Below are 22,635 nucleotides of genomic sequence, written 5' to 3' on the forward strand. Positions count from 1 at the left end.
ACCCTGGAACAGCCCCGTTCCTCCGTCAGTAACCGAATGACGCCGAACTGTAACTAGGATGACCAAGTGACGAGCAAAAACGGCGGGCCTACCCGCCGCCCCCGCAACCGCAAGGCGCAGATCGTCGCTGCGGCCCTGGAGCGCTTCCACCAGTCCGGCTAGACGGCAGTGTGGGAGACGGAGGAAGGCAACCTGTCCCCCGAGTGCCGCACAGAAGTTCAAGAACGCAACAAAAAGATCGCAGACATCGTCTCCTCAGCCATTCGCGATGCGCGCGCCGACCTCGGGACCGACGACGCCGAACTCCTCGGCTGGGCTGTGCTCGGTGTGCTGGCCAGCCCGTCTTTCCATACGGTCGGCCTTCCCCGGCCCCGCTTCGACGAGTTGCTGTGCGAACTGGGCGCTGCCGTGTCCCGGGCGCAGGAACTGCCCACGGCGGCCGCATCTGCCGCATCCTCCTCGGCTCCCCGTCTCACCCACGCCTCACGCCGCGAGGCACTGCTCTCCGCAGCGGTCCAGCTCTTCGCCGAGCGCGGCTTCCAAGCGGTGAGTATGGACGACATCGGCGCGGCTGTCGGCGTATCCGGTCCGGCTGTGTACAACCACTTCGCCGCGAAGACCGACCTGCTCAGTGCGGCGCTCCACCGCGGTACTGGTGCCCTCTACTTCGACCTCGACCAGGCGCTGAACCACAGCGCATCCGCCCGCGATGCGCTGGAGCGCACCCTGCGCACCTTCTGCACCGTGAACCTTGCCTCGGGCGGCACCGCGACGCTGGTGGGCGCACTGTCCCATCTGCCTGCTGCCGACCGCGAGTCGCTCCACCGCGCCCAGGTCGAGTACGCGGCTGAGCTGGTCGGCCTGCTTCGAGCATGCCGACCCGATATGGACCGGACCGAGGCCCAGATCGCGGTCCACGCCGTGTTCACCGTGATCAGGGCGCTCTCCCGGAGACCTGTGCTCAAACGCCGCACGGATCCAGTGCAATCGCTCGTCACGCTGGGCCTCCTGGCCCTCCGCCTCCGCCCTGGCACCTGACCGCGACGTTGCACGCCTCAGGGGTTGCGCGAGCGGGGCCCGATACGAGGACGCAGTGGCCGCTGTTCCGGGGAGTTCCGCCGAGGCGGTGCCCCCTGTGGCGAGCAGTCCGATTGCCGCGACTGCCACAGCGGCAGTCCCGACGGCGGTCCGACGCGCAATGCACGCGGCCTGGTCAAAAGGCTTGCTCATGGTGCTGTTTGCTGTTTCTTCTCTCTTGGGTGCTCAAAGAGCACCATCGCAACTCAGCGCGGGCCTCTGCGGCCCTGCGTGGCCAGCGGCCCTTGCAGTGGTCGCATGCCTGCTCCAGCCAGGCGGCGGGCTCCAGAGACCCGAACCCGAGCCGGGGAACGGGCTGCCGGTGAACAGGACACTCTGGTCCACGACGAATCGGATCGTGCAGCGCGGCACTCCCCCGACCTCCAGGCGTACCGTTACGCGGTCGTCGCGCTCCTCGCGCAGTGTCTCGGCGGCATACAGCCCGGCAAGAGACGTACCAACGACGACGATCCGGCTGTCGCGCAGTTCATCGGACACCACGGCCGGCCGCCTCCCCGACGGGGATGACCTGCTGTGCCGTGGCATTGACGGAGGAGTACAGGTGTAATGGTCCAGGCACCAGGCGGCGGCAACCGGGTGCCGCCACTGACGGGCCAGGACGACCCGACCGAGTTTCACAGCGCGGCCGCTCGCGGTGACGAGGGCTGTGGAGGCTGCGGAGGCGTAGCCGACAGCGACCACGGTCACGATGTACGGACCGGGGATGACGGGGCACGCATGGTGCACGGCGCCCTGTTCATAGCGGCGACCCCGGCCGTGCTCCGACCCGTACCCAGAGCCAGCGGCTCGTCCGAACCATCCTCGGCATGGTCGAGGTAGTTGCCGGCGACGGGAGCCATGACGACATCGTGACCGGCAGCCAGGACGGGGTGGGCGTTGCGCTCGGCGCGCCAGACCATGACGACGCTGTCGGGGCGCAGTCCGCCCGCTCGCGCGGCTTCCTCCCACACCACGGCACGGCGGCCCAGCCGGGCGCAGACTTCGACAACGTAGGTGGTGAGGTCGGCGCGCAGCTCCTCGACGGAGTCCAGCCCGCGACCCTTGGCGTAGGCGCGGACGTCGGCCGATCGTTCCCAGCCGGAGAGGTCGGCCTCGTCGCCGCCGATGTGGAGGTAGGGCGAGTCCACCGCGTCGGCGATCTCTTCAAGCAGGGTGGCCAGGACGGCGCGAGTCTCGGGCAGTGGGCTTGACCACCCGGCCGCTCGGCAGAAAGGACGTGACGGGGGCGCTGGAGACCGGCGCGCCATGGATGATGAGTTCGGGCACGGCGGCCAGGAGTGCGCTCGTACGCCAAGGGTATCCATCAAAGCGGAACCAGCTCGGCTCGGACCCCGCTTGTCGCCCGAGGGTCGCCGAGCGCTTGCGCGCACGTGCGCTGTGTTGCGCTCAGCGGTGTGGCGACCGTCGGACGGAAAGGACCGCGACGTCGTCGTGCTGGCCGCCCTCTCCGGCGAACGCACGCGCATCGTCGTAGAGGGCGTGCGGCAGCTCGGTGGGAGAGAGTGACGCGCGCTCGGCAAGGCGTTCGGTGACAGGGTAGAACGTGCCGTCGGCGGCGCGGGTCTCGGTGAGCCCATCGGTGGTCAGCAGCAGCGTTGCGCCGGGCGGGAAGGCGAACCAGTCGACGGTCGCGGGTTCGGCTGCGAGTTCGGCGAGACCGAGGGGGACGCCGGATTCGAGAGCCGGTGTGATGACAGTGGCGTCGTGCAGCAGCTGCGGCGGAATGTGCCCGCAGTTGATGACCTGTACTTCGTCGTGCGCGTCGATGTTGACGATGAGCGCTGTGACGAACCGTTCGTCGTCGCCGGTCTGTGCGGCGTAGGAGTTGTGCCGTACGACAGAGGCGTCGAGGGCATCGACGAGCGCGGTCAGGGTGGGCTCCCGGTGGGCCGCCTCACGGAAGGCGCCGATGACGGCGAACGCGGCGCCGACCGCGGGCAGGCCCTTGCCCTGGACGTCGCCGATCAGAACCCGGGACCCCCATGGAGAGACGACGACGTCGTAGATGTCGCCGCCGACGAGACGGTCCTCCTGCAGAGGCTCGTACACGCCGTCGACCAGGACGTCGTCGGTGAGCAGCGGGAGAGGACGCAGGATGTGGCGCTGCATCGCCGCGGCGGTGGAGCGAAGCCGCAGCATCGCATGCTCGCGGTGGATACGACGGTGGCAGGCGTACACGGAGGCCGCGCCCAGGGCCAGGGTGAGCAGCACCATCAGGATCGTGTTGAGCCATGAACGCCCGCCATCTTGAATCACCAGCACGCTGACGGTGACCACGAGCGTGGTCCACGCAGACACAAACTCCGTCTGGCGTACGGTGCACAGCGCCGACGCCGTCCCCGGCAGGAACACGAGCAGCCCCAGAAGCCATACCGGGGATGGCGACAGGACACCGAGGGCCATCACCAGAACCGTCACTGACACCACGCCGATCACGACCTCGGCGTTGCGCGGCGGTTCGATGGCCTCGAAGTGACGCGTGAATCTCTTCGGACGAGTACGGGGCACGGAACCTCCCGGGCAAGTGGTCTGCTTCCCGTACGTTAGGCGGGCTCCGCCGCCCGGGGCCCGCGCCCCGCCGGACGATGGCCTCCGCGCGGTAAGCACCACTGTAGGCAGGGCACGGCCCCTGCACTCCCTTGGCCCCGCCGGGCGCGATGCCTCTGGATGACATCCCCCCGGCCGCTCTCACCGGCGACACACCCGTCCACGCCGGGAACCCCGGCCACGAACTGCAAAACGAACGGGGCGCGCCCCCGGTCGTGATCCCGACTCCCCGCTCAGCGCCCTGACCGACCTCGTGGCCCGTGACACCATGGCCCTCACCGAACCGTCCCGGGCCTGGGCCGCGCAACCGCTCGTCGGCCCCGTCGCGGTGTCGCGGGCGACCCTGGTCCTCCGCTCTTCCGACGTCGTCGGCGTGGCACCCTCCGGCTACCTCCACCAGTGGCGCATGAACCTCACCTCGCAGCGGCCCCGCGGGACCGGCGACCCGGCCGAGAACGTGGCACGCGCAGTCGGCTACACCTCGGTCGCCGCCTTCACAAGGGCGTTCACGCGCGCTCGCTCCCGTTCCCCGGGTTCGTTTCGCCAGGCGTTTGCCGAGGTGGCCAACCGATCAGCGTAGGCCCGGAGTTGACCCTCGCGCCGCTCGTCGCAGGACTCCATGGACGCGCGGGCCATCCGACCGCAGTCGACGTGCGAGCCAACCGCACTCGACGTACGAGCCAGTCGGTGCCTGACCCCTGCCGAAGACCACATCGGCAGGTGACACCCGGGCCACCGCCCTCGCGGCGTGCACCGGCTTCAACGGCTCCTCGGAGCGGTCGGCGTCGAGGTCGTTGGTGCAGCCGCTCCTCATCGCCGTGCGCCACGGCGAAGGCCCGCTTTCCCGGGCCTTCGGCCGGCCTTCGTCTGTTGGCTTCGTTCACTTTCAGCAACAGCGCATATCGAAGTGGCGGCACTGCGATGTGGCCGGACGGGGAGGGCCCGCCGTCGTCAGCGCAGATACTCGATCAGTCGGTCGACCAGGCCGACCGGGCGCGACAGCGCGACCAGGTGACCGCCGGGGACCTCGTCGGTGTCGATCCCGAGGCGGTCGCGGGCCACTCGGCGCTGGAACTCCGCAGGGAAGAAACGGTCTTCGGCTGCGGCAAGCACGCGAGTGGTCACGTCCGGCCATCGTTCGATGCCGCAAGGCTGACTGAACGCGGCTTCGGTCTCAGGCCGGTCGTGTGCCGCGCCGGCGGCGGCGACCTCGGTCGGCACGTCGTGCAGGAAGTAGGTGGACAAGTCGAACTCCGTGCTGTACCCGCCTGCTTCGGCAGCTGCGACACGGGCTGCCGGCGATCCGGTGTTGTCCCACCACTGTCCGGGCGTCTCGCCCGGCAACGGGATCATCGCGTTGACCAGCACCAGCAGGTCGACTGGCACGCGAGCGCAGACCATCGGAGCGGTGAAGCCGCCCATCGACTGGGCCACCAACACAACGTCGTCGTGATCGCCGATCGCGGCAACCACCGCGTCGGTGTACTCGGGCAGCCCTGCGGATTCGTCGGCGCCGGGCAGCTCGACAGCGACCGCCTCATACCCCCTGGCGTGCAACTCGGGCACCACACGATGCCAGTACCAGGCCGCACCCCCGGCCCCAGGAATCAGCACAAACATTCCCATTCCTCTCACTGCCCACTTCGCTCTTGGAACATTGAGACCGCCGGGAACGACAAGAATCATCGGTCACGATGAGAGTCATTCGTCACGACTGTGTCAGCAACCGTTTCGCAACCGAGGCACGGACAGCGCCACGTTCGACTGAGCGCGGGATGACCAGCCTCTTTGGCGAAGAGCATCCCGATGCAGCGGTGGCGCAGCCGACGGCGATCAAGACCCGCGAACAGCACCGAGCCGGGGATCGGGGCCCCTCCCCAACCGGTGAGCAACCGCTGCTGCGAGTCGGTTCTGGCACACACCCCGCGAGCGATCTCGAGTCCGGCCTGACCGGACCCCGGTGACACGTGGCCCGCGCAGCTCACACGACGGGCGCGCCTCCTGCCGGCGAGAGGCAGCAAGATCTTTCACGGAATGCGTGCCAGAACCTCACCCGTGCGTCTGCGGGCCTGTGAGGTCATTTCTCATGGCTGCACCTGCTCCGGCAAGGTGAGGATTTCGGCTCCGTCGTCGGTGATGGCGATCGTGTGCTCGCTGTGTGCCGTCCGGCAGCCTGTCGCACTTCGGAGCGTCCACCCGTCGGCATCAGTGACCAGTTCAGCGGTGTCCGCCATGACCCACGGCTCCAGCGCCAGCAGCAGCCCGGGGCGCAGTTTGTATCCACGGCCGGGCCGTCCGGTGTTCGCAACGTGAGGGTCCTGGTGCATCGTCGATCCGATGCCATGCCCTCCGAACTCGGTGTTGATCGGGTACCCCGCCTCCCTGAGGACCGTGCCGATGGCATGGGAGACGTCGCCGATGCGGGCCCCGGGCCCGGCAGCGGCGATCCCGGCGGCCAGCGCGCGTTCGGTTGCACTGATCATCGCAACGCTCTCCGGGGGCTGTGCGTCGCCCACGATGAAACTGATCGCGGCGTCTGCAGCGATTCCGCCTTTGGAGACGGCGAGGTCGAGTGTCAGCAGATCGCCGTCGGCAAGCGTGTAGTCGTACGGCCGTCCGTGGAGCACGGCGTCGTTGACGGCCGTGCAGATGTAGTGGCCGAACGGGCCGCGTCCGAAGGAGGGCTCATAGTCGACGTAGCAGGACGACGCTCCCGCCTCGACGATCATCTTCTCGGCCCACCGGTCGATGTCCAGAAGGTTCGTGCCGATCGTGCTACGGCTCTTCAGTGTCTGCAGGATGTCACCGACCAGGGCGCCGGTGGTTTTCGCCCTGACCAGCAGGGTGGAGTTGAGGATCTCGATCATGTGACGCCCTTCTCGCGCAAGCAATAACTATACCGGCCTTACTATACCGGTATTAGAATTGGTGTCGCCGGACGGGGCGAAGCCCGGGTCGACGCGCTGGCCCGAGCGCCTGTCCCCGCCGCCCCTTGCCGCGCTCTGCGACATCCTCGACTGCTCTCCGGCCGACCTCATCGAGCCCTGCAACGATGCGGACCGTCGCAAACGCACCGTCGGCGAAGCCGCCTCCGATCGAGGCCCAGCGCGAGCGATGCCGACGGCCGGGACCTGACCGATCACTGACCAGGCCAACCGCCGAGGTCTTCGCCGCACGCGGGCTCCTGGCCGCCGAGGCTCGAAGCAAGGGAACAGCCGTCTTGGGCCCGGAGGCCGGCATGGCTCGCTCTGCGGGCGGGACAGCGAACAGGTCCGAGTCGCTCATCAGCCACTTGTTGACGGCCACGTATGCGGCCCGCTGCTTCGCGGTGGCCGTCGGCCACTCCCCGGCGAGGTGGTGGACGTCGGGGCGCCGGTTCGACATGGGCGGTGCTGGAGGCCGTGGCACCGCGTTGGGCAGGACTCGGTTCCTGACCGGTAAGGGCACAGCGCCCCTGGTGCGCACCCGGAACCGGGGAATGACGCCGTGGTTCTCCAGGTCGTCCCACTGCCGTGACAGGGGCCGGGAAGGGCATGCTCCTGCCCGAGGATTCGGTGGCTCACTCCGCGAAAGGCAGTCCACACGTCCTCCAGGGAGAGGCGTGTCCTGCGGATGCCGTTCCAGCCCTCTGCCGTCCCTACGGTGAATGACTCGCATCCGTTCCGCCCCGTCCGCGAGTCGGCGGATCTCAGGAACAGCCCTCAGGCCGACGCGATATGCTGATGCAGATTGTGCAAGCGGTTTGCAAAATGAGGAGGGTCATGGCTACTCGGGCGAGCGACGCCGGGACGAACCAGAGCGTCGAACGAGCGGTCTCGGTGCTGCGCGCACTCGACTCCGGCCGCGCCGAACTGCGCGTCTCCGACGTCGCCGAACTCACCGGGCTGGGCTCCTCCACCACCTCCCGCCTCCTCTCCACCCTCGAACGCCTCGACATGGTCGAACGTGACCCCGTCAGCAACCTGTACCGGCTCAGCCTCGGCATCCTCCCGCTCGCCGCCACCGCCACCAATCGCCACCCCGTCCACCGCGCCGCCCGCATGGTCCTCCAGGACCTCGCCACCCGCACCGGGCTGGGAGCCAACGTCGCCATCCGCCGCGGCGCCGAGCTGATGTTCCTGTGCAATTTCGAGGGAGCCCGCGCCCCGAAGTCCTACACGCAGGCCGGACACACCGCCCCGCTGCACGCCACGAGCATCGGCAAGTGCCTCCTCACCGGCCTCACGCCCAAAGAGCGCCGCAAGCTGCTTCCCGAGCCGCTCGCGGCACACACCGACTACACGACCACCAGTCACGACCTCCTCGACGCCGAGATCGACACCGTCCGCCGCACCGGCTACGCCATCGAAGCCGAAGAACGCGCCCTGGGCCGCGCTTCCCTCGCCGCGCCCGTCCGCGACGCCTCGGGGGACGTCGTCGCCGCCATTTCCCTGTGGGGCCCCGCTTCCCTCCTCGGCAACCGCACCGAAGCCGAAGGGCAGCGCCTCACCCTCATCCGCGAGGTCATCGAAGCCGCCGACGTCGTCAGCCAAGCACTCGGCGCCCTCTGAATCACGTGACGAAGGGGCCGGGGGAAGACCGTTCGGTCTTCCCCCGGCCCCTTCGCCGCGTGGCTATGCGCCGTACGCCTTGAACGCGATCACGTGCGCGTGCCGCGCCCCGTGCGTCGCGTCCACCACGAGCCGCAGCGCGTCGGTGCGCACGGGTCCGCCGTCCGCACCGTTCAGCTCGTGCACGCGGTGGCGGCGGCGGTTGCCCGTGACCGTCAGCAGCGTGCGCCAGGTGCCGTCGGACTCGCGGCTCTGGATGCGGTAGTCGCGGACCAGTTCCGGCATGACCTCGAACGGGGTGCGGTGGCGGTGCAGGTTGTTGAGGTACTCGTCGACGTCGTCGTCGAACACCACACGCGTTTCGCCGAGCTGCTGCTCCTGGTCCCAGTCGAGGCGCAGCCACTGCGTGGCCCGCTCCGGGTCGGGCAGCAGCTCGGACGACCACATCTGCGGGCCCCCGTAGGCGCGTTGGAATCCTCCGACGGCCCGTTCGGGCAGGAACGCAGCGGTGTCCGGAGTCGCGCGGAAGCCGAAGGTCCGGCGACGCAGGCCGCGAGCCTGCCATTCCAGGACCAGCTGGCCGTCCTCCTCCGGGATGTCGTGGTCGACCGCCGCGTCCCCCTCGACCCTGCTGCGCAGGGCGAGGACGCCGTCGGTGCGCTCGGGAACGAGGACGAGCGCGGCGCCCGGGCAGGCGCGCACGATCAGGACGACGTTCTCAGGGGTGTCCGGGTGGTGGTCGAGGCGGGCCGTGACCCAGTGGGGGCCTGCGGCCGGAACGGTCACGGTGGTGGTGAGCAGGTGGTCGACGGGGACCGCGTTCTCGGGGCGGCCGGTGCTCCACAGTTCCACGGTGAGTTCGCTCGGCCGCTCGCCCGCGGCGCCGTGGACGAGCAGGTCGACCGTGTCGAGTGCGGGGTCCACCGGCATCAGCAGTGCGAGGTCGCGGGTGAGCGGGTACGGCTCGCCGGGCGCGGCCTCCGTGGGCTCGGCGGCCAGGCGGCTCAGGTGCGAGGAGGCACTGACGCGGGCCGTGCGCGCCAGGTTGTCGGGGTCGTCGTCGGCGAGGCCGATGACCGAGGCGTCCTGGCGCAGCAGGGTGCGGCGCACCAGCTCGGGACGCTTGGCGGCGAGTTCGCGCGGGCCGATCCCCTCGGCGACGCACAGCGCGGCGGCCGTACCCGCGGCCTCACCGAGCGTTGCGCAGGTGGCCATGACGCGGGTGGCGCCGAAGGCGATGTGGGTGGCGGAGATGTTGCGCCCGGCGAACAGGAGGTTCGCGACGTTCGCCGAGTACAGGGAGCGCAGCGGGATGTGGAAGATGCCGTCCGCGTAGCGCTGGCGGGCGCCGGGCTCGTCGGCGTACATGCCCTGCACCGGGTGGAGGTCGACGGACCAGCCGCCGAATGCGACGCGGTCGTCGAACTGCCGCTGCTCCAGGATGTCCTGCTGGGTCAGCATGTGGTCGCCGAGGAAGCGGCGGTACTCGCGCTTGCCGGGGAGGCTGCCGACCCACTCCAGAGTCAGGTTCTCGGCGTCCGGGAACTCGCCGGAGTTCTTGATGTGGTCCCAGATGCCCATGATCACGGCCTGGAGTTCGTCGCGGATGCGCTCGTTGTCGTGGACGGTGTCGAGCTCGCCGCCCCACTCGATCCACCAGTAGTCGCAGCCGTTGTCGCCGGTGCGCAGCACGCGGTTGCGCAGGATGGGCGTGGTGGTGAGGTCCCGGGCGGAGGCGGGCGGTACGAACTTCACCGGTCGGCCCGTGTCCTTGGTGTGGAACAGGATCGTCGATCCGAGCAGCGCCTCGTCCTGTTCCTCGGGCGCCCAGGGTTCGCCGAACTCCGACCGGGACTCGCGGCCGATGCGGTAGCGGGCGCCGGCGAGGTGGCCGAGCAGGCCGTCGCCGGTGCAGTCGAGGAACTGTTTCGCGTGGAAGGTGATGCGCCGCTCGGAGCCCATCATCCAGCCGGTGCAGGAGTGCACCTCGCGTGCGTCGTCCGGGCCGCTCGCGTCGACCTCCCGTACGTCGGTGTTGAGGTACAGGTCGATGCCCGGCTCGGCACGGACGGCGTCGAGGACCACCTGGTCCCAGTAGTACGGGTTGCCCTCGGGATTGCGGTACTGGTTCTCGGTGTACAGCTCGCCCATGATGCCGGTCTCCCGGGCCCAGCGGTGCACGCCGTGGGCGGTGGCGCCGCAGACCCAGACGCGGATCTCGCTGCTGGCGTTGCCGCCCAGGACGGGCCGGTTGTTGACCAGGGCGACGCGTCGGCCGAGCCGGGCCGCGGCAATGGCCGCACAGGTCCCCGCCAGGCCACCGCCGATGACGGCGATGTCGTAATGGACCTCTTCTTCCCGCACGGTGCGGCCTCCTTGGTGTGAAGCTCGGATACTCTCCGCCGCAGCGGAGCCGCCATGAACGTACATCACATCCACATTGTGCAACCACTGTTCATCCAGTGGGATGTGTTGTAAATTTCCGGCGCAGCCGACGACACCGCCGCCGTGGGCCGACGGTCGAGTCCGGCCTGTTCGGCGATGCCGCCGGTCCTGCGCAGAACCGGCGATTCACCGACCAAAAGGGTTGACGCCGTCGCAAGATATGGAGAACGATCCCGCATGCTGCAACTTGCGTTCAATGGAGCATGCATGGCATTCACACAGGGCCTCGGTCGGAGCAGGGGACGGAACGGCTCACCGCTCACGCCCGGCCGCGTCGCATCCGTCTGCCGGCGCACGGCGCCCCGTGCCATGCCCCGCACCAACGCTCCCGCCCCGTTCGAGAGGACACACCCATGAGTACGGCCGCACCTCCGCAGAAGGCCGCTCCACGCCGTGAGCGGTCCGGCGGACGGCTCTCCAACGGCGCGTTCGCACTGCTGCTGACCGCACCGGGGCTCGCCCTGTTCGCGACGATCATCATCTACCCGCTGGTATCTGCGCTGTTCACCGGCTTCTTCAAGCAGGATCTGCGGCTTCCGGGCCGGGAGTTCGTCGGCCTGGACAACTTCGCCTACTGGCTGGACGGCGAATTCCTCACGATCCTCAAGCAGACGGTCGTCTTCACCGTCGGTGCGACGCTCGTCCCCTTCGTGGTCGGCTTCGCGCTCGCGCTCGCGCTGAACTCGGGCCTGAAGGGCAGCGGCTTCCTGCGCGGTCTGTTCCTGTTCCCGTGGGTGATCCCGGGCGTGGTGGTCTCCTTCCTGTGGATGTGGATCTTCAACGCGAACTACGGCGTGCTGAACGGCATCCTCATGAAAGCCGGAATCATCGAGGAGTCCGTCTCCTGGCTCGGCCAGCCCGGTACCGCCATGCTCGCCGTCATCGTCACCAAGACCTGGGCGAGCTTCCCCTGGATGATGGTGATGCTCCTGGCCGGCCTGCAGACCGTGCCCAAGGAACTGCACGAGGCGGCCTCGATGGACGGGGCCGGCTCCATCCGGCGCTTCTTCGCCGTCACCTGGCCACAGGTCCGCGGCGTCGCCTCGATCGTGCTGCTCCTGGAGTTCATCTGGAACTTCCAGCACTTCGACACCATCTACGTGCTCACCGGCGGCGGCCCGGCCGGCACCACCGAGACCTTCGCGACCGCCGTATACCAGACCGCCTTCAAGGGCTTCGACATCGGCCGGGCGACCGCGCTGGGCGGTCTGTGGATGCTGCTCCTGCTCATCCTGGTCGCCGTCTATCTCAGGATCACCGAGCGGAAGGGCGACGCCCGATGACCTCCACGACCTCCACCCCGCTGACCGGCACCGACCGGCCGGCACCGTCCGTCACATCCGCCGGACACACCTCGCGGCGCAGAATGCGCAAGGACCTGCTGCGCTCACGGATCGCCGCCTGGACCGCGGTCCTGGTGATCGGCGCCTTCGGCATGCTGCCGGTCTACTGGTTGCTGGCCACCGCCCTGAGCAGCCCCGAGCAGACCTTCCAGTTCCCGCCGAAGCTCATACCCACCGACATCACCTTCAGCAACTTCACGGCCCTGGCCGAGAACGACCAGCTGATCACGTACCTGGTCAACTCCCTCATCGTCGCCTCGATCACCGCCGTGCTGAGCGTGGTCGTCGCCACGTACATGGGCTACTCGTTCTCCAAGTTCCGCTACCGCGGGCGACGCTCGCTGATGCACCTGGTGCTGGCATCCCAGATGTTCCCGCAGGCGCTCCTGCTGGTGACGCTGTATGCCGTGTTCTCCAGCTTCGGCCTGCTGAACACGTACACCGCCCTGGTGCTGTCCTTCACCACGTTCACGATGCCGCTGTGCGTCTGGATGCTGAAGGGCATCTTCGACACCATCCCGGACGCCCTGCTGGAGGCGGCGTCCATCGACGGCGCGTCCCGATGGCGGACGCTGCACTCCATCGTGGCGCCGCTGGCCGCGCCCGGAATGATCGCCGCCGGCCTGTTCGCCTTCGTCCGCGGCTGGAACGACTTCATCTTCGCGGTGACGCTGGCCGACAAGGAGAAGCAGACCCTGCCGCCCGGCCTCGTCTCCACGTACATCGGCGAGTTCCAGACCGCCTGGCCCGAGTTGATGGCCGCCTCGCTGGTGGTGTCCGTCCCGGTGGTCGTCGCCTTCATGTTCCTGCAGCGCTACCTCGTCGGCGGCATGACCGCCGGCTCGGTCAAGAGCTGAGCCCGCGGGCTCCGTCCGCACCCTCCCCCACGCACTTCCCCCCTTTCCGCCCACTCCCCCATGGAGACACCATGACCACCTCTGGCATCAGCCGGCGCGGCGCGCTGCGCATGTTCGGCATCGGCGCGCTCGGCGCGGCCGGCGTCGGCGTGCTGGGCGCCTGCGCACCCTCCGGCGCCGGCACCTCCTCCAACGGAGGCGACACGAAGTCCAAGAACTTCGACTTCACCTCCTGGTCGCTCAACGAGGAGGCCGCCAAGCCCGCGATCGAGAAGATCATCACGGCGTGGGAGAAGGCCGAGAGCTCCAAGATCCGCGCGGTCTCGTACCCGTACAACGAGTACCTGAGCCAGCTCACCCTCAAGCTCGGCGGCGGGGAGACGACCGGCGCGGTGCACCTCGACATCGCCTGGCTCGCCGCGGTCGCGCAGATGGGCAAGCTCGCCGACCTCGGTTCCGTGGCGCTGAAGGGCGGCTACACGAACGTGGCGCTGGACAGCGGCATGTACGACGGCAAGCAGTACGGCCTGCCGTGGAACACCGGCTCGATCGGCGTGATCGCCAACTCCAAGCTCCTGGAGAAGGCCGGGATCAAGAAGCACCCCACCACCGTCGAGGAGTTCGAGGACGCGCTGCGGGAGCTGAAGGGGCTCGGCGGCGGCATCGTGCCCTACGCCGCAGCCACCAAGGTCGCGCAGCTCAAGGACATCTTCCCGTGGATGCAGACCTTCGGCTGCACGCTCCTGGAGGACGACAAGGTGACCATCGGCGACGACGCCTCCGTCGACGCGGTCACCTGGTACAAGAAACTGCACGACGCGAAGCTGATCGCCGCGGACGTGGACCGCTTCGACGCACGTGCCCTGTTCGGACAGGGCAAGGCCGCCTTCTACGACGACGCCATCATCGGCAAGGGCGTGACCGCGGCCCAGTCCAAGGACAAGACACTGGCCGACGCGATGCAGCCGATGCAGCGCCCGGTGCTGCGCTCCGGCGACACGCCGCAGGCGCTGCTCTGGGGCGGCGTGATCGCAGTCGTCAAGGGCAAGGGACAGGAGGCCGCGACACAGTTCGCACTGCACGCCACCTCCGACCGCGCCACCGTCACCGAGTACTTCGCCTCCCGCGCCCTGCCACCGTCCACCACGGCGGGCCTGGCCGACCCGAAGGTCGCGAAGGACACCTTCACCACCGAGTGGACCGACAAGATCACCAAGACGGCGACCGGCAGCCCGTTCTGGCAGTTCGCGCAGAACGCCCAGATCGAGGAGGCCGTGGCCAAGCAGGTCCAGGCCGTCCTGGTCGGCAAGTCGAAGCCGAAGGACGCGATGAAGAAGGCCGGCGAGGAGATCACCGCCCTCATCAAGCGCTGAGCCCGCGCGCGGCAGCTCAAGGGTCCGGTGAAGGCCGTTCGGCCTCACCGGACCCTTCGCCATGCCGCACACGCCTTCCCCAAGACGTATCTCGAATCCGTATTGTGCAATCTCTATTCATGATCCGGGATCTGCTGTAAGTTTCCGGCGCAGCGCAGGGGGGGTGGACCGACCCACGGAGCCGCTCCCGTTCGCCTCATCATCACGCCCGCGAAGGAGTTCACCTTGCGACGTCCCACGGCACGCGCGTACGCCGCCTCGACCGCGGCCCTGGCCGCCCTGCTCACGCCCGTCCCGGCCGCCCAGGCCGACAGCACGGACCTCACGGCAGCCGCGACGGTGATCGAGAAGGTCCCCTACGCGATGGACTCGTCGAACCAGGCCGCCTGGTGGACGCCCGTCGCCACGTACAAGGGCCGCGGCCAGTACACGTACTTCGCCTTCAACGAGCCCGGCTCGACGGCCGCCACGCACCGCCCTGCCATCGCGCGGCGCGACCCGGACGGGGTCTGGAGCCGTCTGCCGCTGCTCGACAAGAGCGGACAGCAGGCCGAGTTCCCCGACGACAACGGTCACAACCAGCCGTCCGTGGCACGCGACGGCAGCGGCCGCCTGCACGTGTTCACCTCCATGCACGCCGATGCCTGGCGCTACTTCCGCACCGAAGCCCCCGGCGGGGACGTCACGGACCACGCGGCCGAACTGCCCGATCAGGGCGAGGCCATCACCTACCCGATCGTGACCACCGCGCCCAACGGCGATCTGTACCTGGCCGCCCGCGTCGGCGCCGGCTCCGACCAGCGCCCCGGCAGGCTGTACCGCTGGGACGACGCCGCCGCACGCTGGAGCGTGGTCGCCACCTTCGCCGGCGCACTGAACCGCTCCGTGTACCCCGATGACCTGACGGTGGACACCGCCGGGCGCGTGCACCTTCTGTACGAGTGGGCCAAGGCCCCGGCGACCGCGTTCCGGCACCAGCTGTCCTACCTGCGCTACGACCCGGCGACCGGCGCCTTCACGGACAGCGCGGGCGCGGCCGTCACCACCCCGGTCACGCCCGGCACGTCCGACGTGATCCAGGAGCTCACTACGGGTGAGGAGTGGAGCATCGACAACGCCTACACGGGCCCGGCGGTACAGAGCGCCAAGCTCACCCTCGACGGCTCCACCCCGAAGGTGGCCTACCGCTACCGCTCGGCCGACAGCGGCGGCAACTTCCGCGTTTACTACGCGTATCCGAGCGGCGGCGACTGGGCCCGCCAGACCGTGTACGCCGGCGGCCAGACCGCCGCGGCCCTCGGCATCACCTGGGACCAGACGGACGCCAAGCGGGTCTACTACGTGACCGGCTCCGGCACCGACCGCGTGTTCGCCGCGACCGAGTCGGGCGGCACCTGGACCTCGGAGTCCGCCGCGCCGGGCGTGAGCGCGGACCGGCTCGCGGTGCGGAGGGACTCGGACGGGGACGACGTGCTGTACCTGCCGGACACCGCGCACAACTCGCTCTACTACGCACGCCGCTGACACCCCCTCGTCGACGGACCTCGGGCCTCAGGGCGCGCAGATCCTCTACCTGGCTTCTCGATCTTGATTTGAGCAGGGCTGGCCGCCGCTGCGCAGAAGGAAGCGCAGTTGTGAATGCTGAGCGCGCTGGAGCCGGGGCAGGCCCCGGCGCACGGCCGGGCGGCGGAGACGGTCGGGGCCTTTGTGCGTTCGGTGGCCGCGCGGTGGCGGACCAGCCGCAAGTGGTGGGCAGGCGCCGCTCGACGCGGTCCGCCGAGCCGCGACCACGGGGCCCTCACACCCGCCGAGTTGAGCCCGGACGACAGGACGTATCGGTCGGTGTCGCCCCGGTACGGCGACATCCGGTGCGCGGACGTCGCCCGGCTCTCCCTACCCAAGGACCAGCACATCAAGGTCCCGGGCCGCTTCCGGTTCGACATCCGGGCCACCGGCCTCAACGCGGGTCTGCGCCTGCTGCGTAACCCGGATGCCCCCGAGGGAGCCGACGAGCGGGCGCGTCATCCGGCCGACGCCGGCCGGCCACACCTGACTGATGCCTTCTTCTGCCCGCCGCGTCTTTCACCGAGGCGGCTGAGCGCTGTCGTCACCGTGTGCGCTCTCTGCCCCTCCGGGCGGGTTGACGGTCCGATGCATCGAACACCGCCAGGGCGCGTGCCCCAGGCAGAAGCGCTCGTTCCAAAGGGCGCAGGAATATATCCTCCAGGCCTCCCAGCGCTTCGGCAAGCTCTTCCGAGACGTCCCGGGTGATCTCCTCCGCCACAGCGTCCACCGGAGTGTGGGGGCCCAGCTTACTGACCACCGCGGCCGCGCGAGCGGGCGTGAGAAGTGCCGACGCCTGGGACAGGAGCCAGGCGGGAACTCCGGCCGCCCCCTGCGGCGGTGGCAGATAGGGACGTGCGCCGTCGAACCGCTCGTCCTCGGCGAAAGCCTTCTGCTTCACCTTGACCACAGGACGCATGCCCGCGGAATCCGCCTCGGTCCATTCGCCGGCCGGCTTGAGGACGTAGCCTTCGGCGAGATTGCCCGCCAGTTCAGGCAGCCCGAAAAGAGCCGGGACTCCTGTGGGGAAAGCGCACGGCAGCTCCTGGAGCTTGTTCAGCGCGCCGTACCCGACAGCGGGAGGGCACAGGAGCCCCGCAGCCGCAGCGGCTCCACGCAGAGCACGGTCGGAGATCCACCAGCTTCCCTCAGCCTTCTCGACCGACGCGTCGAACGGCAGCCAGTGCAGGCCCGGCGCGTACCACACGCCCGTCTGCACCGGCTCGACCCCGGCAACGGCAGGAACATCCGGGTGTGGGTAGCAACCGCCGGCCAGCTCACCGTAGATCGTCACCACCGCAGCGCCACCCCACACACTGCGCAGTTCCGAGGCGAACCGGGCCGCCGCCACCGACAGCACCGGCCAGACCCTGCTCACGCCGAAGAAACCATCCAGCGCATCGTCGCCCAACAACTCACGCCGCTTCGCCGGATGAACCCCCGCGCCGTCGCACACCACCGCAAAGTGCGCTCCGTGCACCTTTTCCACCGCGACCCACTCCCGGCCCCCGGACACGCCGAACCGTCCCTTGGCAGGGATCTTGGGGTACGGCTGTAGCGAGGAACCCGCAGACGCAGCGTCAGACATGAGGAGGATCATCGCTGTCGGTCGCGCCCCGGGCAACCGGGATTCACTGACAACTCCGGAGGGCCGGCACGCGCAAGGCAGAAGTGCCGCTCCTCGCACGGAGGCCGGTCATGAATGCCCCGACTCAGTGGGCTGCTCGGCCACGGTCCGGCACGACAGCCGCGACCGCGTACGCCACATGTGGCGCCGTACAGGCACCCCAGCACCCCAGGGCCACTCCTGTACCGGCCGGATCGCGCCCTACCGCGCCTGACGTCCCGTCCGGACCCTGAACCGTATGGGGGACATCGAGAACTCCGCGACAGGCCCGGACCATCACGACGACGACCTGCAAGCCCTCCGCGAAGGCGCCATCGCACCCGCACCGCCCACGCCGCCCGACTGCCCGGACTGCGGGCTTCCACAGGACCGGTACCCCACCCTCTACGAAGGCCACTGGGTGCTCCTCGAACCCGACGTCACCGTCCCCTCCCACCACCTGCCACCCCGCCGACGGTGGCTCACCACCGCGGACGGCCGAGCGTGGAACACGTGGGACGCCGAACCCACCCCCGGCGCCCTGTGCCGTGTGGCCCACCACCTCGTCTGCCCCTACCCCACTGCCGATACCCGCTGGCCCTGGCCATGGGGAACCACGCTGCGCGAGAAGAACGACCGCCGGGCACAGCGCCTGTTCAACCTCCCCGACCTGCGGGACCTGCCCGACGCGAGCTGACAGTACGGTGTCCGGGGGCGGGCTTCGGTCCACCACGCGGTGATCGGTCCTTCCCCCGGGCCCATGTGTCTCGGCGTCAGTGCGTTCGCCTCGACAACCTTGCCGCCGCGGGTGAGACAGGTGCCTCCGGCGGCTTCAGGAGAATGCCGTAGACATTCCGTTCGACGCGGTCGCCGGACGCGGTGCCGCGCTGACCGACCTCCGCCTCACGCCGGGGACCGTCTGTAGCCGCGGCCGGTTCGGGAGCGGTCCTCAGAAGCCGGCCGCGTTGCCGGATCCCGGACCGCCCGACCTCCCGTTGTTGGCGATCACGCCGGCATGAGCCGAACCTGACCGACGAGGTTTCGACGGAGGCTTGGACCGCGGGGTGCGCGTTGTCTCCAGCTGAACGAGGACCCCGGCATCCGAAAGGAGCGCATCCAGGGTCTCCTTGAGCTGCCGCCCGTCCGTATGCCTCGGGTGACCGAAAACCGGCTTGGCCAAGTCATCTCCCCTGACCAATACAACCATCAGCGTTCGGCTGGCTGGCAGAGGATCGCCCTCGTACGGCTCGACGATGCTCTCCACCAGATCTATGCGCGCCAGGTCGGCGATCGGCATCCAGGGCTCCGGCCGACCCGCCCGGATCAAGCGAAACCGGGGCGGGTCCTGTGCCAGGGCGAACCGAACTCGACGGACACGACGCAGTGCACCGGCCACAACAAACGGGGCGGCGACGAGAGGGCCGGCCACCGCGACCAGGCCGGCCGCGAACAGCGCCTCGGGAAAGTCGACGCCGAAGGCGGCCATGAACACCATGATCACGGTTCCCGCGCAGCCGAACAGAATCAGCATGCGCACCAGAGAAGCGAGCGCGATCAGCACCGCATGGCCGCGCGAACCGCCGGTCTCGCGGAAGACGAGGTCGGTCGTGTCACCGTCAGGTCCGGGCCGCACCAACTCACCGGGAGTCATGCGATCCAGCCTAGACCCGGCCGCCGACAAGCAGAAGGCGACGGACAGGCCACGATGAGTGGACCTGACCGCTGGTTCTTGCTCACAGTGCTCGGCGGTCTTCTACGATCCTGTGCATACCGGATCCCGTGTTGCTGGAGCGGATCGCCGCGCGGCGCGCGGAACTGGACGAACTCGAAGAACAGCCGGCCACAGGGTTGGCGGAGGTACGGGGCGAGCAGGACGAACTCGCCTTCACCGAAAGAGTCGTTGAGCGGGTCAGCGAACAGTTCGCCTCCGACGCGCCTCGGCCACGCCGGCGCCCGGGCAAGTGGGCGGGCAGGCTGTGATGCTGATCCCGCACCGTGCACCGGGCGGGCAGGAGGACACGCTCCCGCCGGACTACCGGCGCATCCTCGCCGCAGTATGCGTTGAGGAAGGTCGCCAAGCGGGGCGGCGAGGTGGTCCTGATCGACGGCACCCTCATCCGCACCCAACGCCGCACAGGGAGGACCGACCGTGTTGGCCGAGGTCTGTGACACCAAGTCCGTATCAGTCGAGTCCGAGCGGAAGACACCGCGGTGTCCACGGGGCCTGCCCCGAAACCCATGGTGGCCGCTGCCCATCACGTGCGGAGTGCACCGTCACACCGGTCGCGGTCGTCTCCACAGCAGAATGACCGCCAGGAGGGCCGCCAGGCAGAGCTCGGTGGGCGCACCAACGGCTTGCGGTGACACACGAAAGTCCGACCCGCCGCGGCGTGGGGCGGCTGCTGCTCGTGATCGCTCATACCACCAGGAGGCCACGGAACACCTGCGGACAGCTTTCGGAGTCCGCGCAGGGTCGCGCCGGGTGTCAACGGCCCAGGCCCGGTGGCCACCTCCTCCGGGCGGTGGCCACCGGTCGCTCAGCTCGTCAAGGTGCCTTGGTGGAAGTACAGGCGCCACCCCACTTCCGTCAGACGCCACACGGAGCTCCGCCACGCTCGGCGCCCGTTGTGGTCAGCGAAGTACGTCAGGTGAACGATGCCGGGAGCGAGCACGGTCCCTGACATCTCGCTGACCTTGACCGGGGCTTCGGGGACCACTGAGCCATCACTCGTCACCGAGAGAATCGACTTCGCGTCCCAGCGCCGCCCCGACGCTCCGATCTCAAGGAATTCCGGGTCCAGGAGCGCCGAGACCCGGGCCGGCGAAGCCCGCACATCAGGGTCGAGAAGCCGCATCTCCGCCTCAATGGCCGCTGGAACACCCTGCTCACTCTCGTCTGTCATGCACGAACCCTAAGGATGCTGCGTGTCACTGCACAGCCGATATTTCACGCAACGCAAGCAACGGCACTTGGCGATGTACCGGCCCTCGGTCCGTCGGGACCGGGGCCGGGTGTGCGGCGGCAAAACGGATTGGTTCAACGGCTTGGTCTGCGTCAGCCTTGGTCAACTGGTTGTGAACGGTTCCGTAGCGGTGTCGGCTTCCTGTGTGGCGGCCCAGGACGCGAGGAGACGCAGGCCCTCCTCGGACAGGGAGCCGGGTTCGGCGGAGTAGATGGTGAGGGTGAGGCCGGGTTCGGCGGCCATGTCCAGGCCCTCGTAGGCGAGGGTGAGTTCGCCGACGGCCGGGTGGTGGAAGCGTTTGGTGCCGGTGCCGTGGTGGCGTACGTCGTGGGCGCCCCAGCGGGTGCGGAATTCGTCGCTGCGGGTGGACAGTTCACCGACGAGGTCGTGCAGGTCCTTGTCGTGGGGGTTGCGGCCCGCTTCGGTGCGCAGGATGGCCACGGCCACGTCGGCGAAGGTGTCCCAGTCGGGGTAGAAGCGGCGGGAGGCGGGGTCGAGGAAGTTGAAGCGGGCGAGGTTCGCCTGATTTCCGGGGGTTGCGTAGACGTCGGTGTAGAAGGCGCGTGCGAGCTGGTTCGCGGCGAGGACGTCCATGCGGCCGTTGCGGACGAACGCGGGCCCGGCGGTGATGGCGTCCAAGGTCCATTGCAGACTGCGGTGCGGCTTCCACTGCCGGGTGCTGTGGCGCCGGGGGCGGGTGAGGGCCTCGGAGCCGTCCGCGGCGCGGGCCAGGTTCAGCAGGTGGGCACGTTCGGCGTCGTCGAGCTGAAGGACGCGGGCGACGGCTTCGAGGACGGCCGGTGAGACACCGGCGAGATGGCCGCGTTCGAGCTTGGCGTAGTACTCCACGCTCATGTCGGCGAGCGTGGCGACCTCGCTCCTGCGCAGGCCGGGCACACGTCGCCGACTGCCGGGCGGCAGCCCTGCCCGCTCCGGGGTGATCTTTGCGCGCCGCGAGGTGAGGAACTCGCGGACCTCTTCTCGGTTGTCCACACCTCGACGGTACGTCCCGCACGCGGCCCGAGGGATGTACTGCCAGTACACCCCTTGGCAGTGACTCGCTGCGCGCGCCAGGAGCCGCTTACCTGGAAGACGTGGGGCTTGTCGTCGGCCGTGAAGACGGCCGATGAGGAGCCCACCTCCGGATCGGGCGGCTCGCCGCCTGTGCCCCGGTCCGCACTCGGCGCCGTCAGGTGAACCTGCTGGCGCACACCTCACTACGTAAGGAACTCCTCATGCGCGGAGCAGTGATCCACGCCCCTGGCGATGTCCGCTTCGAGACCCTGGACGACCCGAAGATCCTCCACCCGACCGACGCGATCATCCGCACGGCTGTCACCTGTGTGTGCGGCTCGGACCTGTGGCCCTACCGCGGCCTGGAACCGATCGGCGCTCCGCATCCGATGGGGCATGAGTACCTCGGCTTCGTCGAGGAGGTCGGCAGCGAGGTCACCTCGGTCAAGCCGGGCCAGTTCGTCGTCGGCTCGTTCGCCACCTCGGACAACACCTGTGCCAACTGCCGTAATGGCTTCCAGTCCAACTGCCTGCACCGCGAGTTCATGAGCACCTGCCAGGCCGACTACGTCCGCATTCCCAACGCCCAGGGCACCCTGGTCGCCACCGACGAGATCCCCGACGAGCGGATCTGGCCCGGCCTGCTGGCCGTCTCCGACGTCATGGGCACCGGCTGGTGGGCCGCCGACGCCGCGGAAGTCAAGCCGGGCTCCGGCGTCGTGGTGGTCGGCGACGGCGCTGTCGGGCTGTGCGCGGTCATCGCGGCCAAGGAAATGGGCGCCGAGCGGATCATCGCGATGAGCCGCCACGAACCCCGTCAGAAGCTCGCCCTGGAGTTCGGCGCCACCGACATCGTCACCGAGCGTGGCGACGAGGGAGCCGCCCGGGTCAAGGATCTCACCGACGGCATCGGTGCCGACAGTGTGCTGGAGTGCGTCGGCACCGCCCAGGCCATGCAGCAGGCCCTGCGAGCAGCGCGGCCCGGAGGCAACGTCGGCTTCGTCGGCGTCCCCCACGAGGTCGCTGTCGACGGGCAGGAGCTGTTCTTCTCCCACGTCGGTCTGCGCGGCGGCCCCGCCCCCGTGCGCCGCTACCTGCCCGACCTGATCGGCCGGGTACTGACCGGCCGGATCGACCCGGGCAAGGTCTTCGACCTCACCCTGCCCCTGGAGCAGGTCACCGAGGGCTACCAGGCAATGGACGAGCGCCGCGCCATCAAGGCCCTCCTGACTCCCTGAGGTCCTGCCGCCGCGCGCCTGAGCTCATCTCGCGTCAG

Annotated in this window: 20 protein-coding genes; 11 read left to right on the forward strand and 9 right to left on the reverse strand. The window is 69.2% G+C overall.

Translation table 11 applies throughout. From position 1 onward, the window contains the following. Window positions 1–168 precede the first annotated feature (168 nt). On the forward strand, window positions 169–1,038 hold the full coding sequence (locus tag ACIQCZ_RS31575) for a TetR/AcrR family transcriptional regulator (RefSeq protein ID WP_402287299.1): 870 nt from the start codon (window positions 169–171) through the stop codon (window positions 1,036–1,038). A 743-nt stretch (window positions 1,039–1,781) separates the two neighbouring features. Here the strand turns inward: ACIQCZ_RS31575 and ACIQCZ_RS31580 are convergent. Both ACIQCZ_RS31580 and ACIQCZ_RS31585 read right to left on the reverse strand, forming a co-directional pair. Further along, complete coding sequence (locus ACIQCZ_RS31580; protein WP_402287301.1) at window positions 1,782–2,564, reverse strand: family 20 glycosylhydrolase; 783 nt, start codon at window positions 2,562–2,564, stop codon at window positions 1,782–1,784. Further along, window positions 2,485–3,606, reverse strand: a complete 1,122-nt coding sequence (locus ACIQCZ_RS31585) for a PP2C family protein-serine/threonine phosphatase (RefSeq protein WP_402287303.1) — start codon at window positions 3,604–3,606, stop codon at window positions 2,485–2,487. The genes ACIQCZ_RS31580 and ACIQCZ_RS31585 overlap by 80 nt, the downstream gene beginning before the upstream one ends. Window positions 3,607–3,913: 307 nt before the next feature. On the opposite strand from ACIQCZ_RS31585, the gene ACIQCZ_RS31590 reads away from it, so the two are divergent. Continuing rightward, a complete protein-coding gene (locus tag ACIQCZ_RS31590; RefSeq protein ID WP_402287305.1) occupies window positions 3,914–4,225 on the forward strand; it encodes a helix-turn-helix domain-containing protein in 312 nt (103 codons plus the stop codon). Between the two features lie 371 nt (window positions 4,226–4,596). On the opposite strand, the gene ACIQCZ_RS31595 is transcribed toward ACIQCZ_RS31590, so the two are convergent. Both ACIQCZ_RS31595 and map read right to left on the reverse strand, forming a co-directional pair. Further along, a complete protein-coding gene (locus tag ACIQCZ_RS31595; RefSeq protein WP_402287307.1) occupies window positions 4,597–5,331 on the reverse strand; it encodes an alpha/beta fold hydrolase in 735 nt (244 codons plus the stop codon). 398 nt (window positions 5,332–5,729) lie between these two features. Continuing rightward, entirely contained in the window at window positions 5,730–6,512 is a 783-nt protein-coding gene (gene map, locus ACIQCZ_RS31600; RefSeq protein ID WP_402287309.1) for a type I methionyl aminopeptidase, read from the reverse strand. A gap of 61 nt (window positions 6,513–6,573) precedes the next feature. On the opposite strand from map, the gene ACIQCZ_RS31605 reads away from it, so the two are divergent. Together ACIQCZ_RS31605 and ACIQCZ_RS31610 are read left to right on the forward strand one after the other, a co-directional pair. Beyond that, window positions 6,574–6,780, forward strand: coding sequence for a helix-turn-helix domain-containing protein (locus ACIQCZ_RS31605; protein ID WP_402287660.1), 207 nt, complete (start codon window positions 6,574–6,576; stop codon window positions 6,778–6,780). Window positions 6,781–7,406: 626 nt separating this feature from the next. Beyond that, the gene (locus tag ACIQCZ_RS31610) at window positions 7,407–8,195 is read left to right on the forward strand and encodes an IclR family transcriptional regulator (RefSeq protein WP_376222339.1); all 789 of its coding nucleotides are present in this window, start codon (window positions 7,407–7,409) and stop codon (window positions 8,193–8,195) included. Window positions 8,196–8,258: 63 nt separating this feature from the next. On the opposite strand, the gene ACIQCZ_RS31615 is transcribed toward ACIQCZ_RS31610, so the two are convergent. Continuing rightward, window positions 8,259–10,559 (reverse strand): FAD-dependent oxidoreductase, encoded by a 2,301-nt coding sequence (locus ACIQCZ_RS31615; RefSeq protein ID WP_402287311.1) that lies wholly within the window; start codon window positions 10,557–10,559, stop codon window positions 8,259–8,261. A 434-nt stretch (window positions 10,560–10,993) separates the two neighbouring features. Here ACIQCZ_RS31615 and ACIQCZ_RS31620 point away from each other — a divergent pair, with 434 nt between their 5' ends. From ACIQCZ_RS31620 to ACIQCZ_RS31635, 4 genes are all read left to right on the forward strand, one after another. Then, entirely contained in the window at window positions 10,994–11,923 is a 930-nt protein-coding gene (locus ACIQCZ_RS31620) for a carbohydrate ABC transporter permease (protein WP_376283134.1), read from the forward strand. Beyond that, on the forward strand, window positions 11,920–12,840 hold the full coding sequence (locus ACIQCZ_RS31625) for a carbohydrate ABC transporter permease (protein ID WP_402287313.1): 921 nt from the start codon (window positions 11,920–11,922) through the stop codon (window positions 12,838–12,840). Before ACIQCZ_RS31620 ends, ACIQCZ_RS31625 begins: the two co-directional genes overlap by 4 nt. Before the next feature lie 71 nt (window positions 12,841–12,911). Further along, on the forward strand, window positions 12,912–14,213 hold the full coding sequence (locus ACIQCZ_RS31630; RefSeq protein WP_402287315.1) for an extracellular solute-binding protein: 1,302 nt from the start codon (window positions 12,912–12,914) through the stop codon (window positions 14,211–14,213). 225 nt (window positions 14,214–14,438) lie between these two features. Beyond that, a complete protein-coding gene (locus tag ACIQCZ_RS31635; RefSeq protein ID WP_402287317.1) occupies window positions 14,439–15,737 on the forward strand; it encodes a BNR-4 repeat-containing protein in 1,299 nt (432 codons plus the stop codon). A gap of 583 nt (window positions 15,738–16,320) precedes the next feature. On the opposite strand, the gene ACIQCZ_RS31640 is transcribed toward ACIQCZ_RS31635, so the two are convergent. Beyond that, window positions 16,321–17,364 carry an RNA ligase family protein gene (locus ACIQCZ_RS31640; RefSeq protein WP_402287319.1) on the reverse strand — a complete coding sequence of 348 codons (1,044 nt, stop codon included), beginning with the start codon at window positions 17,362–17,364 and terminating at the stop codon, window positions 16,321–16,323. Between the two features lie 277 nt (window positions 17,365–17,641). Between ACIQCZ_RS31640 and ACIQCZ_RS31645 the strand changes: the two genes are divergently transcribed. Continuing rightward, complete coding sequence (locus ACIQCZ_RS31645) at window positions 17,642–18,079, forward strand: DUF6083 domain-containing protein (RefSeq protein WP_402287321.1); 438 nt, start codon at window positions 17,642–17,644, stop codon at window positions 18,077–18,079. A gap of 252 nt (window positions 18,080–18,331) precedes the next feature. Here the strand turns inward: ACIQCZ_RS31645 and ACIQCZ_RS31650 are convergent, their stop codons facing one another. Then, entirely contained in the window at window positions 18,332–19,033 is a 702-nt protein-coding gene (locus ACIQCZ_RS31650) for a hypothetical protein (protein WP_402287323.1), read from the reverse strand. Between the two features lie 128 nt (window positions 19,034–19,161). Here ACIQCZ_RS31650 and ACIQCZ_RS31655 point away from each other — a divergent pair, with 128 nt between their 5' ends. Beyond that, window positions 19,162–19,362, forward strand: a complete 201-nt coding sequence (locus tag ACIQCZ_RS31655; RefSeq protein ID WP_402287324.1) for a hypothetical protein — start codon at window positions 19,162–19,164, stop codon at window positions 19,360–19,362. 557 nt (window positions 19,363–19,919) lie between these two features. Here ACIQCZ_RS31655 and ACIQCZ_RS31660 read toward each other — a convergent pair. Both ACIQCZ_RS31660 and ACIQCZ_RS31665 read right to left on the reverse strand, forming a co-directional pair. Continuing rightward, window positions 19,920–20,285: a DUF4440 domain-containing protein gene (locus ACIQCZ_RS31660; protein ID WP_402287327.1), complete on the reverse strand. Its 366-nt coding sequence runs from the start codon at window positions 20,283–20,285 to the stop codon at window positions 19,920–19,922. A 162-nt stretch (window positions 20,286–20,447) separates the two neighbouring features. Then, window positions 20,448–21,338, reverse strand: coding sequence for a helix-turn-helix transcriptional regulator (locus tag ACIQCZ_RS31665; protein ID WP_402287329.1), 891 nt, complete (start codon window positions 21,336–21,338; stop codon window positions 20,448–20,450). 242 nt (window positions 21,339–21,580) lie between these two features. Between ACIQCZ_RS31665 and ACIQCZ_RS31670 the strand changes: the two genes are divergently transcribed. After that, window positions 21,581–22,597 (forward strand): zinc-dependent alcohol dehydrogenase family protein, encoded by a 1,017-nt coding sequence (locus tag ACIQCZ_RS31670; protein WP_402287332.1) that lies wholly within the window; start codon window positions 21,581–21,583, stop codon window positions 22,595–22,597. Window positions 22,598–22,635 lie beyond the last annotated feature (38 nt).

The organism is Streptomyces sp. NPDC093149, assembly GCF_044754145.1.
GTDB lineage: Bacteria > Actinomycetota > Actinomycetes > Streptomycetales > Streptomycetaceae > Streptomyces.

Bases quoted from the DNA above. Each gene is read 5' to 3' on its own strand.
- ACIQCZ_RS31645 (WP_402287321.1), top strand. From the start codon at position 17,642: ATGGGGGACATCGAGAACTCCGCGACAGGCCCGGACCATCACGACGAC.
- ACIQCZ_RS31590 (WP_402287305.1), top strand. From the start codon at position 3,914: ATGGCCCTCACCGAACCGTCCCGGGCCTGGGCCGCGCAACCGCTCGTC.
- ACIQCZ_RS31630 (WP_402287315.1), top strand. From the start codon at position 12,912: ATGACCACCTCTGGCATCAGCCGGCGCGGCGCGCTGCGCATGTTCGGC.
- ACIQCZ_RS31610 (WP_376222339.1), top strand. From the start codon at position 7,407: ATGGCTACTCGGGCGAGCGACGCCGGGACGAACCAGAGCGTCGAACGA.
- ACIQCZ_RS31660 (WP_402287327.1), bottom strand. From the start codon at position 20,285: ATGACAGACGAGAGTGAGCAGGGTGTTCCAGCGGCCATTGAGGCGGAG.
- ACIQCZ_RS31580 (WP_402287301.1), bottom strand. From the start codon at position 2,564: ATGCGCGTGCGTTCGCCGGAGAGGGCGGCCAGCACGACGACGTCGCGG.
- ACIQCZ_RS31595 (WP_402287307.1), bottom strand. From the start codon at position 5,331: ATGATTCTTGTCGTTCCCGGCGGTCTCAATGTTCCAAGAGCGAAGTGG.
- ACIQCZ_RS31625 (WP_402287313.1), top strand. From the start codon at position 11,920: ATGACCTCCACGACCTCCACCCCGCTGACCGGCACCGACCGGCCGGCA.
- ACIQCZ_RS31650 (WP_402287323.1), bottom strand. From the start codon at position 19,033: ATGACTCCCGGTGAGTTGGTGCGGCCCGGACCTGACGGTGACACGACC.
- map (WP_402287309.1), bottom strand. From the start codon at position 6,512: ATGATCGAGATCCTCAACTCCACCCTGCTGGTCAGGGCGAAAACCACC.
- ACIQCZ_RS31620 (WP_376283134.1), top strand. From the start codon at position 10,994: ATGAGTACGGCCGCACCTCCGCAGAAGGCCGCTCCACGCCGTGAGCGG.
- ACIQCZ_RS31640 (WP_402287319.1), bottom strand. From the start codon at position 17,364: ATGTCTGACGCTGCGTCTGCGGGTTCCTCGCTACAGCCGTACCCCAAG.
- ACIQCZ_RS31670 (WP_402287332.1), top strand. From the start codon at position 21,581: ATGCGCGGAGCAGTGATCCACGCCCCTGGCGATGTCCGCTTCGAGACC.